Origin of the sequence: Paenibacillus sp. FSL A5-0031, from assembly GCF_001956295.1 — a bacterium.
Classification (GTDB): domain Bacteria; phylum Bacillota; class Bacilli; order Paenibacillales; family Paenibacillaceae; genus Pristimantibacillus.
The window spans coordinates 317,884-333,411 of the sequence record NZ_MRTD01000005.1 but is presented as its reverse complement, the minus strand read 5'-3'; the positions used below and the strand labels follow the sequence as shown (position 1 = coordinate 333,411).

Sequence of the window (15,528 nt, the reverse complement as noted above, 5' to 3'; positions counted from 1 at the left end):
GTATGTTACTAGAGGAGCTATTAGAGACAGGACCAAATATATCAATTCAGAATCAGGAAAGGACGTTAACTATGGAAAATGTATCTGATGCTGATAAGTTCGAATCAATAAAATCTTTGCAATCTACAATCAATAAACTCGAGAACGCCTTATCCCAGATGACTCAGAGTGGCGCAAATACTACCTTAGTAAAGAAACGACTTAATGCTGTTTGCATTGGCTTAGCTATTTTAGAGAATGTCTGGAATCAAAAACCTCATCTATACACACAAGAAAATTTAGTAGAAGCTCGCGATGTTCTTTTGGGTTTAACCCCTTCCGTTGAGAACAGTTACATGAAGTCGAAGCCTTGCAGTCCACAAAGAACGCTCTTAGAAAGAAGACTTAAAGCGTTGAGACTAGCTGTTCAAGCCATTGACGAACGATAGTCCAAATAATATGGAATCGAACGACTATTCAAACTTTAATGAATCTGGATATAAAAAAGCCATCTTAGCCCCGTTAACATTGCTAAAATGGCTTATTATTTGCATTCTAATTTCATTCCTCAGATATAAAGCGTTTTGGATAAACCGGAACAATTTTATAAATTTCTTGCCTCGGCAACCAATCCGTACTTTGTGCATTAATTACTTTTACGTAATCTGTGAATTCAGGATCTTTAACATCAAGAAGAACACCCTCATAGGTAACTGTTGAGTCTAACTCTACAACGACTACATGTCCAATAAAATCATCGATCCGCATTAAGCCGCCCTCCTTATTTTAAGCAGTTCGACAAGATCAAATACTATCCTTCAAAGATTGTTGCCTATTTTTTTTACTTTATATCAATTAGAAGTCATTAGGCGCAAAATTCGCAAGCATGTATTAATCAGTAACTTCAACGGAGACCCGAACAACATAGCTATCCGAATCCATCTCTGAGAAGTAGTTGATCAAATCCATTACGTACACATTCCCGCATACTTTCATTCCTTTTCGCTCAATGTATTTTTCAATAATGGAGCAAGCCTCTGAAATGCTTTCGTAAGAACCTTTATGGTCCATAACCGCATAAAAGCCCTTGGGCTTGATAAGCATTCTGTCTCCCAAAATCGGCGCTTTAATCCTATTTGCTACATGGCTCCAAGAAAAGGTGCTGGATTCATAACTTTCTTTGCTTATAAGCGCCCAGATCGGAAATTCGTGATTGATAAAATGTTTTTCACAATAATTGCGATGTTCACTTAACTTAACAGCAAATTCCTCTTCGTCCCCTTTTTCGAGCGGCGTCGCGATTAAATACTCCATTTCACATTCTTCTATAGAAGGATTGTCCCGCAACGTCTCCATCGATGTCTTCGTCATTTGAATGGCATTTTGCAAAATATCCTGCATCCGTTTGATTCGAAGCAGCTCTGATTCCAATTCACGATGCTTTTGATTAAACAGCTCGATGAGACTCGAAGTGTTCCTGTTCTGGATAAAACCTTTGATTTCGTGAAGAGAACTCCCAGCCTTCTTAAGCACATTAATAATATCCAATATATAGGATTGGCGATGAGAATAATAGCGGTATCCATTTACATGTATAAATTCAGGCTTCAAAAGCCCGATCTCGTCATAGTGAAGAAGGGTATGCTTTGTAACCCCGCTTATGCTCGCCAGTTTGCTGATCGTGAGATAACGACCGTTAATATCGGACATGTTGAATATTCCTCCGAGTCTAAAAATCTTATAAACCGATAAATGGATTATCGCTAAATTTTACCTAATGAAATTGGCTTTGACAATAGGGTAACCCTGTAGTTTAGAGTTAAGTCCAGAAGGTTTCTAGCTTTGTATGACATGGAGGGAAAAGCAAGATGAACAGTATCAACCGTTGGATTGTTCTGGCTGTCGTTTCAAGCGCACTTTTGCTCATTGTAATGGATGCGACGATTCTTTATACGGCTATGCCAAGCTTAACTTACGACCTAGGTGCTTCGGCATCGGAAAAATTATGGATTCTGAACGGTTATTCGCTTGTAATGGCAGGTCTGCTCCCGGCGATGGGGGCACTCGGAGATCGTTACGGCCATAAAAAAATATTCGCCCTTGGATTGCTCGTATTTACGGCAACTTCTCTCCTAGCGGCTTTTGCTCCAACTCCGACTGTGTTGGTCGTAGGACGGGTACTCCTTGCTGTTGGGGCATCCATGATGATGCCTGCTACATTATCCATCATTAGAGTCACATTTACCGACCCGCTTGAGCTCGGACTTGCGATCGGCATTTGGGGTTCCATTGCTTCTGGAGGGGCAGGAATTGGTCCCCTTGTAGGCGGACTGCTTATGGAGCATTTTTGGTGGGGTGCCGCCTTTTTGATCAACGTTCCAATCGCGATCTTAGCGTTTGTTTTGACGCTGGTATATGTTCCGAAGCATGAAGGCAATAAGAATACGAAGTGGGATCTTACCGGCTCCATTCAGATTATGATTTCCATGGTGGCGATTGTTTTTTCTATTAAAGAATTTGCAAAGCGCGAAGGGTCCCCCATGCTTGCTGCAATTGCCGCCGTTATCGGGATCGTGGCAATGATTATCTTTATTCGTCGTCAGCTCAAAAGCCCAAACCCGATGCTCGACCTGTCGCTCTTTAAAATATCTCCTTTTATGACAGGATGTATTACAGCTTTAGTCGGTCTATTTGGACAGCTCGGAGTTCAGTATATTGTGACTCAGCGACTTCAACTAGTGGTAGAAATGAGTCCGCTGCAAGCGGGTCTGATCACGCTAAGCGTACCGGCGGCGGCTCTTATTGCAGGTCCACTGATCGGAAAGATATTGCATCGCTATAATGTGATATATATCAAAGGCCTCGCTCTTCTGATTGCCGCTTTGGGAACGATGATTTATGTCTTTCAATTTAATTCCGGCATTGCTGGACAAATGATCGGACTAGCACTCCTCGGAGCAGGCTTAGGAGCAGGAATGACGGCAGCTTCTCACTCGATCATGAGTTATGCACCGCCTGAAAAAGCGGGGATGGCGGCTTCAATTGAGGAAGTGGCCTATGAAGTCGGAGGGGCGTCCGGAATTGCAATCATCGGAAGCATTTCTGGTCTAGTGTATACGCTCGCTATGAATATCCCCGAGGGACTTCAGGTTCCTGCCAATGTAAAAGACAGCCTGGACGAAGCGCTGTTGGTTGCCGATGGGTTGCCTGTTCAGGCATCCGAAGCGTTGAAAGCGGCTGGGCGCTTAGCTTTTGATCAATCCTTTTTCGTCATACTTCTGGGGTTATCCGTATTTTTTACAATAACCTCATTAGTTATATTATGGATAGGAAATCGATCGAAACAAAGTCATTCAGTAAACGTTCAACACAATCATTAAAGTACTGAATAAAGAGGTATGAAAAGATTATATTGTGGAGCAATTAAAGATACATTCCATTCCTACAAACAAAAACCCCGACCTCTTAAGGTCGGGGTTTCACATGCTGATGGCGAACCTTGGTTATGCAACACTACAATTCCATTAACTTTACTTATTGTTCAAGCAATTTATCCAACAAGCGAATAATCATCGCAACTGACTCGGCACGGGAAGCAGATTCATTTGGTTTGAACAATCCGTTGCCTTTACCGCTTACGATACCTGCACTAGCAAAAGCATTAATTGGTTCAGAAGCCCAGTTCGCGACTACATCCGAGAACGGATTGGTTGTACTAGGAACATAGTTCGTCAAACGAGCTAGCATTGCAACGATTTCAGCACGGGAAATTTTTTGATTAGGATGGAAAGAACCATCACTATAACCTGTAATTATCCCATTAGCCTGTAATGCTGCAATCGCTTCTGAGGCCCAATGCCCTTTGGTGTCAGAGAAGGAAGCACCGTCTGAATTCGTTAAACCAAAAGCTTTTGCAAGCATCGTGGCGAACTCGGCGCGAGTTACATTTTCATTCGGATGATAAGAACCATCACTATAGCCTTTTACAATCCCCATCTTAGCAGCACGCTCCACTGCTAAAGCACTCCACGAAGATGCCGGGACGTCCGTAAATTTTAAAGCGGGAGCAGATTTTTCTTTTTCCACGATAGCTTTAACTACATCCACATCGATCTTGTCGTTGAAGACTGGTTTCGTAATCGTTGGTGTAGATGTTGGCGCCGGCGTTGCTTTTGGTGTTGATGTTGGCGTCGATATTGGTGCTGATGTTGAAGTCGGCGTCGGTGTTGGTGTTGGTGTTGGTGTTGGCGTTGGCGTTGGTGTCGGTGTCGGCTCAACTCCCGCTGTTTTCACGACAGTAAACTCATCGATCTTATTACCCGCACTTGTACGTGCTTCCACATGAATCCCGTCCTCAGTAATTTCAATTGCGGAATATACTGGCACGTCCTCATCAAAAATATGTTTCAAATAATTATATTGTGTACCATCATAAAATTTCCAGCCCGATGCACCGCCATCAAGATAAACGGTACCTTCATTTGTATCCTTATTGGGCTTACCATCTTGCATTGGATAGGTACGCGCATACACATGATCATGACCTACTAGAACCAAATCAACTTTTTTCTCTTCTAAAATAGGCGCAAAATACGTTTGTGTATACTCAACAAGGGTTTCTCGACCATTTTCTGTATGGTAAGCAGGACGATGGAACATAACGATAGTCCATTTTTTATCATTTTTATTTAAATCTTCTTCGAGCCAAGCTGCTTGATCTATCATTTGTTCCTCTGTACCCTCTGAGTTCAATACGACAAAATGAGTATCATCAACCTCATAAGAGTAAGCATATTGAAGCTGAGATTCTGGTCCGTTCGTTGGGAAATTCGCCCCTTTGGTAAATACTTCTTTCCCTTCACTCTTCACATCATGATTACCCAATGTTAGAGCCGTTGGAATTTTTGTTGCGTAGACCGCAGATGCTTGCCAGAACTTTTGCCATTCTTCAAAAGCGCCGCCTACATCAACCATATCTCCGCCATGCATAATAAACTGTGTTGATGGATGTTGTTTCAAAGCGTTAGTCATTAATTCTTGATAAGCTTGTATGCCTTGTGATTGATTCGTATGAGAATCTGTAATAAACAAGAATGAGGTCGGTGTTGTTTTATTCTGATCCACTGTCGAATATTCATACCATGCCGACCAATTGCCCTCATAACCTACACGATATTTGTAGGCGGTGTCTGCTTTCAAACCTTCAATCAGAGCATTATGAAACCGGATTTCACCCTTCGTTCCATTTTCCTTCATACTAAGCACTTGAAGCTCACTCTCAGCTTGATGTTGTTTTACATGTTTAATATCAGGGCTTTCTCCTGTTCCCCATTCACTCGCTTCAATGTATTCAAGATAAGTAATGGTTTGGTCTGGCTTGGTTTGCCAAGCAGCGCTCAGTTCAGAAGACATATCTTCTGCCACATAGGTTTGAACATATTGAGGTGTATCTGTACCGTATTGCTCCACGACTTCATAATTGACAACCTTACTGTTCTTATCACCGTTGACCGCTTGAACCTGATAGGTTCCAAGTGCCAATGTAGTTAGGTCTGTCATTAATTGTCCTTTAGCATCTGTTTTACCAAGGCTGCCGTTCAATAACTGACTGCTAACATCCGATTCAGAGATATAACCTGTTGTTTGACCATCTGCGAAAATAATTTCGAATAATCCATCTTCAGCTTTTGCAGAAGCATAGTAACGTTCACCAGCTTTTGCAACCATTAATACCTCAGAAGACGTATCGTCATCCTCATATACATTAGACGTTACGGTGTTAACGGTAACTACTGAGCTTTGCTTTAATAATCCAATGAATACAATGTCCGCACCTTCATACGGCTTGCCCACATGGTCTAATACTGTAAATGTAGAAGGCGTGCCTAAACCAACTCCCGTCATTTCCAGCTGATATGGAAATGCGATGGTATAGTGGATAGGTGCAGCGAGTGGTGAGCTAGTCTGAACTTCGCCAGCTGTTAGATTTGTATTGCTCATGGTTATGGTCTTGTAAGCTTCACCACGCTCCAGCGCAGCATGAGAGCTCACTCTGAAGTTAACCGTAACGGCATTATGGGCTGCTGCTACGTTATTAAGTGATACTTTAACCATCCCGTGCTCATTATCAATATCTGAGGTTAGGGCAACTCCAGTCGCCTGAGTAATGCTTTCAACTTGAAGGATACCTTTATCATAATTTAAAGCAAAATCCGCACGATCTGCATTCAAATAATCTTTGATACCTACTTGCACAGAGTAGATTTCATTGCTTATTGCTTCTTTGTTAGCAGTCATGAACAATCGTTCTCCTGCATTCACTGTGAAGGCGAATGTTTTCCCTGCCGGGTTACCAACCTTATCCTTCACTTCAATCACAAGCTCATGATAACCGCCATCCACATATTTACCTGGATAGGTTAATACCTTTGTATTTTCAGAATAATCCACTTTATCCGTTATATTCGTTCCATCCAAAAGAACAGATAATGTATTCAGATCCAAACCTGATCCGTTATCGTCCAGCTCAACCTTCAATGCATCAAGCGGAGCGTTTAATACTTCATTTGGGGCAGGAGCTATAGGTTTTATGGTTGGAACTTCTTTATCCTCATCAAGTTCCTTATAGATAAAGGTAATATCGTCTACCCAAATCGAGCCTTTATTTTTCTTGCTCATATTCGATTGTTTCAATTGAAAAAACAATTCAAGGACGATCGGACCTGGTTTTCCCTGCGGCACATCCGCCTCAATATATTTCCATCCAGACCAGTCTACACCCATCTGATTTTCACCATAAAATTCTGCTTGAAACGATGATCCGCCTTTATCTCTAAATTTTGTCGTTAGCAAATGTCCTTCATTGTTCCCATAAACCCACATGCCTACTTTGGTAGGGTAGCCTGATACTGGAATATTCCCTGTTTTATACCCGACTTCAATTTGAGAAGGGTTATCTACGATGCCAATCATATCGTAATCAATTCTAGCTGAATATTGTCCATTTCTTACATGCTTCTGGTTGTTCTCCAAGTGCAGCGTTGCCTCATACATGCGTTTAGGATTAAATTTCACATCTGAGATTCCATCTTCAAAATCTTCAACGATAATATTTGGCGATGCTTCATCTACTGCAAAGACATGGTTTTTTTGACCAAAGCCGGTATGTAGTCCCCCTCCTAGCAACGTTATAATGGATGCAATTACTATTGTCTTGCGTAATACTTTTGCTCTCATTACGTTTCCTTCTCCCTTAGTAAAATGGTTAGTCAATGAGAACTATAACAGTGCATTGTAAAATTAAACCTCCTTAACTATTAAGAAATTTTATTTTTATTCACAAAAATTGTAATCAATCGTCCTTTCGAGTTTAGCTGTGATGGAAAAAAAGCGAGTAGGAAATACAAAAAAACCCGATCTCATTCGATCGGGTTTTCTATTTCCGCGGAATTAATTCATCGTACTTGCCCCAGCGCCTCTCTAAGTTCTACACTATGGATTGACGACTATTCCACGATTTTTAGTTTTTTTGGAGTACATGCCCCTTTACAAAGCCGCTTCCGCAGTCTCAAACTGGCTATTGTACAATTCAGCATAGAAGCCGTTTGCCGCAAGAAGCTCGTAATGATTGCCGCTTTCGATAATATCGCCGTCCTTCATGACGAGAATAATATCGGCATTCTTGATCGTAGACAACCTGTGCGCGATAACAAAAGAAGTTCGTCCTGCCATCAACCGGTCCATCGCTTCCTGAATGAGAAGCTCCGTTCTAGTATCGACAGAGCTTGTTGCCTCGTCGAGGATGAGCAGAGGGGCGTTCGCAATGAGCGCTCTTGCAATCGTGATGAGCTGTTTCTGACCTGCGGAAAGGTTCACTTGCTCGTTCAATACCGTATCGTAGCCATTCGTTAAGGTTCGGATAAAATGATCAATACCGACAGCCTTGCAGACGGCCTTCACATCAGCATCGGTAACCCCTTGCTTGTTGAAAACGATATTTTCTTTGATCGTTCCCTCGAACAGCCATGTATCCTGAAGCACCATACAGAATTGTTCATGAACATTTTCCCGAGGAAGCTCATGGATCGGAACGCCATCGATAGCGATTTCCCCGCCATTCAGCTCATAGAATCGCATCAGCAAATTGACGATCGTCGTCTTCCCTGCACCCGTCGGTCCAACGATGGCGATCTTCTGACCAGGCAAAGCACGGGCTGAGAAATCGTGAATGATGAGCTTATTCGGATCATATCCGAAGGAAACGTTCCGGAATTCGACCTGCCCCTTAACATCCTTAAGCACCTTCGATTTATGGTTCTCGTCCTCAAGCTCTTTCTCTTCCAAAAATTCAAAAACGCGCGCGGCTGCAGCTGCAGTCGACTGCAGACTTGTTGCGGCCTGTGCAATTTGCCCCAAGGGCTGCGTAAACAAACGAACATAAAGCATGAATGCAACGATAACACCAAACGAAATATGACCATTCATCGCTAATGCTCCGCCGACAATACAAACCGACACATAACCGAAGTTTCCGACAAACATCATGAGCGGCATCGTCAAGCCGGATAGAAACTGCGACTTCCATGAGCTTTCATATAATTTATCGTTTATTTGATTAAAAGTTTCTTTCGCCTTCCGCTCTCCATTATAGACCTTAACCACATCGTAGCCTGAGTATATTTCTTCGACATGGCCATTCATCGCACCAAGATTCGCCTGCTGGTGGACGAAATGCGTTTGTGATTTTTTGATCATCACGGTCATAAAGGCAAATCCTAGAAACGTCGAAATGATCGCCGTCAACGTCATCCATACGTTCGTATAGAACATCATGACCAAGGAGCCGACCAGCATCGTAACGGAAGTAACCAGCATCCCGACGCTTTGATTCATCGTTTGTCCGATCGTATCGATGTCGTTCGTGACGCGGCTCAGCACGTCGCCGTTGCTCGTGGAATCAAAATATTTGAGCGGAAGCTTATTGATCTTCTGGGAAATGCGCGTACGCAAGCTTTTTGATACCTTCTGGGTTACCGTAGCCATAATATAGCCTTGGAAGAACGAGAAGATGACGCTTAATCCATATAGAACAGCAAGCAATATACCAATGCTGCTAATCGCGTCCATGTCAATTTCGCCCATTAACCCTTTGGTAATATGATCCGTCATATCTTTCAGCTTGCTTGGCCCGACAATCGTAAATATCGTGCCGACCACGGACAGCAGCAGAGCCACGACAATAAGAGGAATGTACGGCTTGCAATAGGCGACAAGCTTGCCCATTGTGCCTTTGAAATCGATGTTTTGCTTGGTAGCAACCTGTTGTTTAGCCAATTTCAAGCTCCTCCTTCGATAACTGAGAGTTCGCGATCTGACGATATACCTCGCAGGTTTGAAGCAGCTCTTGATGCGTGCCTCTTCCTACAATTTTGCCTTCGTCGAGAACGAGTATGAGATCGGCTTCCTTGATCGTTCCGATTCGCTGCCCCACAATCAGGTTGGTAGCTCCAGCTGTTTCTTGATTCAACATGGAACGCAGCTCGCGGTCGGTCTTGTAATCAAGCGCAGAGAAGGAGTCGTCAAAAATGTAAATGTCAGGCTTACGGTGGATTGCCCTAGCGATGGATAACCGCTGCTTCTGTCCGCCGGACAAATTAGAGCCGCCTTGCGAGATCGTGCCCTCATACCCGCCTTCCAGCTTCTCGACAAATTCTTGCCCCTTAGCGATCGCTACCGCTTTCTTCACATCGTCCGCCGAGCCAGCCACATGCCCATTATCACCATAAGCGACGTTGGACGTCACTGTTCCGCTGAACAATACGGCTTTCTGAGGAACATAACCAAGCTTGTTATGCAGATCTTTCAGTGAGTAATCCTTCACATTCATTCCCGCAACAAGCACTTCGCCGTCCGTCACATCGTAAAATCTCGGAATTAAGTTCATCATTGTACTCTTGCCGCTACCCGTGGAGCCGATAAACGCAACCGTCTCTCCCCTGCGTGCAACGAAGCTGATATCTCTAAGTACATATTCATCCGAATCCGCATATTTGAAGCTAACATTCCGGAATTCAATTTCTCCTGCTTTCGCTGCATTAGTTGATTTCGAACTGCCATCCTTGATGCTTGGTTCTGTATTTAATACTTCCATGACACGCTTGGCAGCAACCGACGCCCGCGGCAGCATGAAGAAAACCATCGACAGCATCATAAAGGCCATGACAATCTGCATGGCATAGGACGAGAAAATGACCATGTCGCTGAACAAGCCTAATCTAGCTGCTGTATCCGCTCCATTAATCAGATACGCACCGATCCAATAAATCGCCAAGCTTAATCCGCTCATGATTAGACTCATGACCGGCATCATTAATGCCATTAATCGGCTTGTGAACAGATTCGCATCAGTCAACTCCCGATTTGCGTACTCGAACTTCGCTTCTTGGCTCGGTCCAGCATTATAAGCACGAATGACACGCAGGCCTTGAAGCCCTTCTCTCGTTACTCGGTTCAGTTGATCCGTTAGTCCTTGAATCATTCTGAACTTCGGCATGGCGAACAAAATAACGATCGCGATCATGAGAAGAAGCAGTGCAACCGAAATACCGGACGAGAGCGTCCATTGCCAGCTCTTGCTTGAAATTTTCACAATTGCCCAGCCTGCCAGAATAGGCGCTTTAATCATGACCTGCAGCCCCATCGCCACGATCGTTTGTACTTGCGTAATATCGTTCGTGGAACGCGTAATGAGGCTTGCTGTTGAAAATTGATTCATCTCGGCCATTGAGAATGATTCAACCTTGTCGAAGAGCAGGCTTCTAAGCCTCTTAGCGAGCGAAGCAGCGCTCTTCGCCACCAAATAAACAACGATGAAGGATGCAATTAAGCTTCCAATGGCACACAGCATCATATAGGCGCCTGGCTCCCATACCTCGTTTAAGGAGCTGCCTTCCGTCTGCACCAGCTTTGTGATTTCTGCCAAATAATCGGGAAGCTTGAGATCGAGCCATACCTGGAACACGATAAATGCAGTACTGATGACGATAAACCAAACATTTTTGGGATTGAAATACTTCAAAATCTTAAGCATTTATCAAACGCTCCTTCTCCATGTTGTTAGCCATAGAACTGTAAGCCTACTAACTATATTACAATAATAAAAGCCGCTCTAACAACTTCGACGACTACTCCAAATTCTTTTTGATTTTATCGAGCACATTAAAAAAAGTATCCATCTCCTCTTGCGATAGACCCTTCTTAATTTCACGCTCCAATTCAACGTATTTTAAAATAATGGCTTCATGGTATTCAATAGCTTTTGGCGTGAGAATAATCCTCTTTAGTCTTGCATCATAAGGAACAGACTCTCTCGTTATGAGATTATTTTTCTCCATCAATTGCAAAATCTTACTCGCGGTCGAACGCCGAATCGTGAACTGGCTCTCGAAATCGCGTTGAAAAATCTCCTTGTGCTGGTTCTCAACAAAGTACCTCAGCACCCATCCATGCATGCCAGTCAATTGATCGCCATATTTTTGACTCATAAACCCGCTTACCTGTCTATGCAGCATATTTCTTAGCGTTCTAAGTTCGAGCGCAACCGATCGATCCTTGTTCATTTTCGCCCCCCTTTACCTATCATCTCCAGCTCTTTTCTCTATTTTATCACAATTATTGTTAGTCAACTAACATTAATTATACATTAAAAGCTTTTAACCACAATGAACATCAAAGAGGAGCTGTCCTCGCGGCAGCTCCCTCCTACTAGCTCATCCTTATCGCATTTTAGATAGCTATCTACTTTCTACATAAATCTTATCCGATTTCGATGGCTCTTCTAGAATTTTAATTAATTTACGCAAAAGAACAGGCTCTTCTTCTCGGAATTGGTCAAAGCGGAGCTTCAACCGTTTAAATACTTCCTTATCTTCGCGAATAACATGGCGAATGTATTGATCTCTCAGCTTCATCGCCCGTTTTGTGATATCTTTGTAGCCTTCTACAAGCTCTTCGTCATAAGGGATTATCCCCTCTTCTACAAGATATCCGATTCGCTCGCTCATCATTTTTTTGTGTTCCCAGAGAACGTGAAGATGTCTCGCATCGTTGCGGTCACCGAGCCTAGAATCGTTTTGCTCTACAGCATCAAAGTACATTTGCAGATAGTCATATACCTTGATTCCGAAAGCTTCCTCGTCTGGATTGTAATTAATTCGGTTTAAATGAGTCTCTCCATTAACATAATCGAGCAGTTGGTCGATCGCAGCCGTTTTATCAAATGGATAGGCAGAATGCGGTGCGTATTTATAAAAATACGTATGATGATCAGACGTGAGTTTCTCCTTCAAAAGCTTTCGCATAGAACCTGCAGCATCCTGAAATTCTTGGAATGGGATCTTCACATTACGGTACACCCCTGTATGATCGAACATGGAAGCATCGAACCTATTTTCCTCCCAGTCAAAACCGTACAGAAAAAGATGATGAGGGAACGGCTCCTTCTGATAAGAAGCTGCCGGTGACAGCTTGGCTTCGTCCACAAACACGATGCAATAATAGCCGCTGCGGATCTGATCCGCGAAAAATTTCGGCCAGTCATCCAATGCCAAATTGTCTAGAATCGTATAATTCACAGAGCATGTTAGAAGAAACGGATTATTGAAATTCAACTCGTTTGGCTTGCCCCGAAAAAAATCGATAAAATATTGCCTGCCGTCCTCCAGAAATTTTGTGGTACAGGATAACTGGATAAAATTGCTGTAATACCAAGGGATCGTTTCTTCGTGGACGCTGGTGATTGAAAGGGTGTAAGCCCATCGTAAAAACCCTTTAAGTGGCGGATTCAACACGGGAAGCTGTACCGCGTTCATATGATTCGCCTCCTTCTAATGAGTAATCGGGAAGCGTAACTGGTAAAGTTCCTTCAGGCTCAAGCTTGCCCAGTAAAACGCTTGAAAGGGCCTGCAATGTTAGCGGATGATGCTCATAACAGGCTAGGAAACCTTTAGCTTCTGGAAATGCCGCGAGATCAACGGGGTTGCGAAGGGAGATCGGAATGACTTTGTTCCCTCCTGCCAAAAGCTTGCGAACCAAAACGGTCTGCCCGTGATTAGAAGCCGTATGGAATATTCCCACGATGATCTGCCCATATCCTTCCGCTTCGGAGACCAAGTCCGCAATCTCATCCGTACTAGGACCAGTCCCATACAACCGCTCCATAAACTTTGCTTTCATCAAAGGATTTAGAAAGCTGCCGAGGGTATCATCGTATATCGGTTCGTCCTCAGACTTGCAAGCAGCCGCCATCTGCGGCCAAAGCACAAGCGTGTCGACTTCGGAAGACAACTGGCAAAAATTCGGTTCACGGTTCACCGAGGTGATGCTTTTCTCGCGAAGCAGCTTGATCGTCCGAAGGGTTTGCGAATGATCGAGATAGGTCCGCGTTTCTTCCCAGCTGCGTTCTCGCAGCGCTCCGATGCGGAGCTCCTTCAGGAGAAGAATGCGCTCCACGGAAGCATCAATCCGAGCTTCAGATAGACGCCCGTCTGCTACCGCATGTTCCAGTGCAGCTGCCGCCTCCAGCTGGCTTTCGTACGTATGGCTGACGAGAAGAAGATCTGCTCCAGCAAGTACGGCTCTTACGACTGCCTCCCCGACGCCAATGCCTTGCGTTACAGCGTTCATCTCCATGCAATCCGTCACGATAAGCCCCTTAAAATCCAGCTCTTCCCGGAGCAGACCTGTCAATACTTCATGAGAATGTGTGGCTGGAACAGACAAACCGCCGCTTAGCAATGGAATCCCGACATGGGCAGTCATTACGGCTTCGGCCCCAGCCCGCGCACAGCGCCGAAACGGTACGAGCTCGACAGACCGCAGACGATCAAGTGAATGCCTTACGACCGGCAGCTCAGCGTGTGAATCTACCTCCGTGTCGCCATGCCCTGGAAAATGCTTAATAACAGAGACAATGCCGCCATCCTGAAAGCCAAGCATTGCGGCGATCCCAAGCTCAGCGACAAGTTCAGCTTCGTCGCCGTATGCCCGGACATCAATAATCGGATTTCGCGGATTGACGTTAATATCGACCACCGGTGCGAAATTCATATTGATGCCCAGCAACTTCAGCTCCATTGCCGTTCCCTTTGCAGCTTCATAGAGCAGCAAAGGATCACGTGCCGCTCCCAAAGCCATCGCCGCAGGCAGCTGTGCAATTCCCTGTCTTAATCGAACGACCATGCCACCTTCCTGATCTGTTCCGATCCATAGCGGTATGCCTGTTGCACCCGCAGCCGTTTGTTGGAGTTTCTTCGTTAAAGCAAATGCCTGCTCAGGGTTGTCCAAATTACGGGAAAAGAACACGACTCCCCCGATGAAATGGTTTTGCAAGAGGTTGCCAATATTCGCATCTGGCGTAAGTCCCTCGAAGCCTACCATAAGCATCTGCCCAATTTTCTCTTTCATCGTAAGCTGGCTACAAGCTCTCACCTGCATTCCTCCTCTGACATTACAATTGCGTCCAATCGAATAAAACGCCTAACAAATCAGGCTTACTCCCGGAGAGCCGTGAATAAACCGATACAGCTTCGAGCGGGCTTGCTTCTTCCGTTATGAGACTTGCGACGTCTAGTTTCCCACGACGGATAGATTCGAATATGAACATGTTCATATCCTCCTCAGTCCAGCCTTTAAAACCTTCCATCATTCGGCCGTGAATGCCTAATATGCTGACCGAATTAAAAACGACTTTTGGCCCGATCGTCTGTTTTGAAGGTTCTGTCGAGTCACCTAGCAAAATGACTTTGCCGAGCTCCCGTGTCAGCTGCGTACAGTAGGGCAGTACCGCGTAAGAACCCGTCACATCATATATCGTGTCCAGCATTTTGCCATCAGTAAGTTGTTCTACGCCTCCGAACGCTTCGGCTACCGTAAGATTCAGCAGATCGGTCGCACCGCTTCTGTGGGCTTGGTTCAGGCGGGAGCTTTCCGGAGCAATCGCAATAATCTGCCTTGCACCACTGGAATTCAGATACTGAATGACAAGCTGGCCGATAAGACCGAGTCCAACAACTCCCACTCTTTCTCCAAAAGCGGGTTCTGCGCGCAGAATCCCTAGAAGAGCAACCTTCGCGATCTGCGTAAAAACCGCCTCTTCGTCACGGATTGAATCTGGTATAATTGCCGCTTCCTTATAGTCTGCGAGGAAATATTGTCGGTGACCAGCCGGGCAGATGACCCGATCGCCGGGCTTTATTCCCTCCACTCCAATGCCTGTCTCCAGCACCTCAGCTGCCATCGAGTAACCAGGATAGAATGGGTACCGAACCCAAGAGGACCAGACCGTTCCTTCATCGAAACGCCCCTTTAGACAAGCCAGCTCCGTTCCTGTACTTATTAGTGATTTTTTGGCTGCACATAAAATTTGTCCTCTTCCTGGCTTCGGCACCTGTTCCTCTATAAGCTCAATTCGATCTGGCTCCTGAAAAACGCAATTTATCGAGGTACGGCCTTGCGTTGTCGCCATGTCCGGCATGCGATGACACTTCCTTT

11 protein-coding genes are annotated in these 15,528 nt (G+C 44.6%); 2 read left to right on the top strand and 9 right to left on the bottom strand.

Annotated features, from left to right (window positions below):
• The first annotated feature begins 71 nt into the window (after positions 1–71).
• Positions 72–428 carry a hypothetical protein gene (locus BK120_RS11800; protein WP_076267762.1) on the top strand — a complete coding sequence of 119 codons (357 nt, stop codon included), beginning with the start codon at positions 72–74 and terminating at the stop codon, positions 426–428.
• Positions 429–540: 112 nt separating this feature from the next.
• On the opposite strand, the gene BK120_RS11795 is transcribed toward BK120_RS11800, so the two are convergent.
• Together BK120_RS11795 and BK120_RS11790 are read right to left on the bottom strand one after the other, a co-directional pair.
• Positions 541–747 (bottom strand): hypothetical protein, encoded by a 207-nt coding sequence (locus BK120_RS11795; RefSeq protein ID WP_076267682.1) that lies wholly within the window; start codon positions 745–747, stop codon positions 541–543.
• Between the two features lie 123 nt (positions 748–870).
• Entirely contained in the window at positions 871–1,689 is an 819-nt protein-coding gene (locus BK120_RS11790; protein WP_076267681.1) for a MerR family transcriptional regulator, read from the bottom strand.
• Between the two features lie 158 nt (positions 1,690–1,847).
• Between BK120_RS11790 and BK120_RS11785 the strand changes: the two genes are divergently transcribed.
• Positions 1,848–3,359, top strand: coding sequence for an MFS transporter (locus BK120_RS11785; RefSeq protein WP_076267680.1), 1,512 nt, complete (start codon positions 1,848–1,850; stop codon positions 3,357–3,359).
• A gap of 154 nt (positions 3,360–3,513) precedes the next feature.
• Here BK120_RS11785 and BK120_RS11780 read toward each other — a convergent pair whose 3' ends face one another.
• The 7 genes from BK120_RS11780 to BK120_RS11750 form a co-directional block, all read right to left on the bottom strand.
• The gene (locus BK120_RS11780) at positions 3,514–7,215 is read right to left on the bottom strand and encodes an S-layer homology domain-containing protein (protein ID WP_076267679.1); all 3,702 of its coding nucleotides are present in this window, start codon (positions 7,213–7,215) and stop codon (positions 3,514–3,516) included.
• A 309-nt stretch (positions 7,216–7,524) separates the two neighbouring features.
• Positions 7,525–9,261: an ABC transporter ATP-binding protein gene (locus BK120_RS11775; RefSeq protein ID WP_083681904.1), complete on the bottom strand. Its 1,737-nt coding sequence runs from the start codon at positions 9,259–9,261 to the stop codon at positions 7,525–7,527.
• 43 nt (positions 9,262–9,304) lie between these two features.
• A complete protein-coding gene (locus tag BK120_RS11770) occupies positions 9,305–11,068 on the bottom strand; it encodes an ABC transporter ATP-binding protein (protein ID WP_076267677.1) in 1,764 nt (587 codons plus the stop codon).
• Between the two features lie 94 nt (positions 11,069–11,162).
• Positions 11,163–11,597, bottom strand: a complete 435-nt coding sequence (locus tag BK120_RS11765; protein ID WP_076267676.1) for a MarR family winged helix-turn-helix transcriptional regulator — start codon at positions 11,595–11,597, stop codon at positions 11,163–11,165.
• Between the two features lie 174 nt (positions 11,598–11,771).
• On the bottom strand, positions 11,772–12,848 hold the full coding sequence (locus BK120_RS11760; RefSeq protein ID WP_076267675.1) for a hypothetical protein: 1,077 nt from the start codon (positions 12,846–12,848) through the stop codon (positions 11,772–11,774).
• Complete coding sequence (locus BK120_RS11755; RefSeq protein ID WP_256710859.1) at positions 12,808–14,472, bottom strand: glycoside hydrolase family 3 protein; 1,665 nt, start codon at positions 14,470–14,472, stop codon at positions 12,808–12,810. The genes BK120_RS11760 and BK120_RS11755 overlap by 41 nt, the downstream gene beginning before the upstream one ends.
• Before the next feature lie 13 nt (positions 14,473–14,485).
• Positions 14,486–15,511 carry a zinc-binding dehydrogenase gene (locus tag BK120_RS11750; RefSeq protein WP_076267673.1) on the bottom strand — a complete coding sequence of 342 codons (1,026 nt, stop codon included), beginning with the start codon at positions 15,509–15,511 and terminating at the stop codon, positions 14,486–14,488.
• Positions 15,512–15,528: the final 17 nt, after the last annotated feature.

Excerpts from the sequence above, each read along its gene's own strand:
- BK120_RS11800 (WP_076267762.1), top strand. The coding sequence starts at position 72 with ATGGAAAATGTATCTGATGCTGATAAGTTCGAATCAATAAAATCTTTG.
- BK120_RS11795 (WP_076267682.1), bottom strand. The coding sequence starts at position 747 with ATGCGGATCGATGATTTTATTGGACATGTAGTCGTTGTAGAGTTAGAC.
- BK120_RS11790 (WP_076267681.1), bottom strand. The coding sequence starts at position 1,689 with ATGTCCGATATTAACGGTCGTTATCTCACGATCAGCAAACTGGCGAGC.
- BK120_RS11785 (WP_076267680.1), top strand. The coding sequence starts at position 1,848 with ATGAACAGTATCAACCGTTGGATTGTTCTGGCTGTCGTTTCAAGCGCA.
- BK120_RS11780 (WP_076267679.1), bottom strand. The coding sequence starts at position 7,215 with ATGAGAGCAAAAGTATTACGCAAGACAATAGTAATTGCATCCATTATA.
- BK120_RS11775 (WP_083681904.1), bottom strand. The coding sequence starts at position 9,261 with ATGGGCAAGCTTGTCGCCTATTGCAAGCCGTACATTCCTCTTATTGTC.
- BK120_RS11770 (WP_076267677.1), bottom strand. The coding sequence starts at position 11,068 with ATGCTTAAGATTTTGAAGTATTTCAATCCCAAAAATGTTTGGTTTATC.
- BK120_RS11765 (WP_076267676.1), bottom strand. The coding sequence starts at position 11,597 with ATGAACAAGGATCGATCGGTTGCGCTCGAACTTAGAACGCTAAGAAAT.
- BK120_RS11760 (WP_076267675.1), bottom strand. The coding sequence starts at position 12,848 with ATGAACGCGGTACAGCTTCCCGTGTTGAATCCGCCACTTAAAGGGTTT.
- BK120_RS11755 (WP_256710859.1), bottom strand. The coding sequence starts at position 14,472 with ATGCAGGTGAGAGCTTGTAGCCAGCTTACGATGAAAGAGAAAATTGGG.
- BK120_RS11750 (WP_076267673.1), bottom strand. The coding sequence starts at position 15,511 with ATGCCGGACATGGCGACAACGCAAGGCCGTACCTCGATAAATTGCGTT.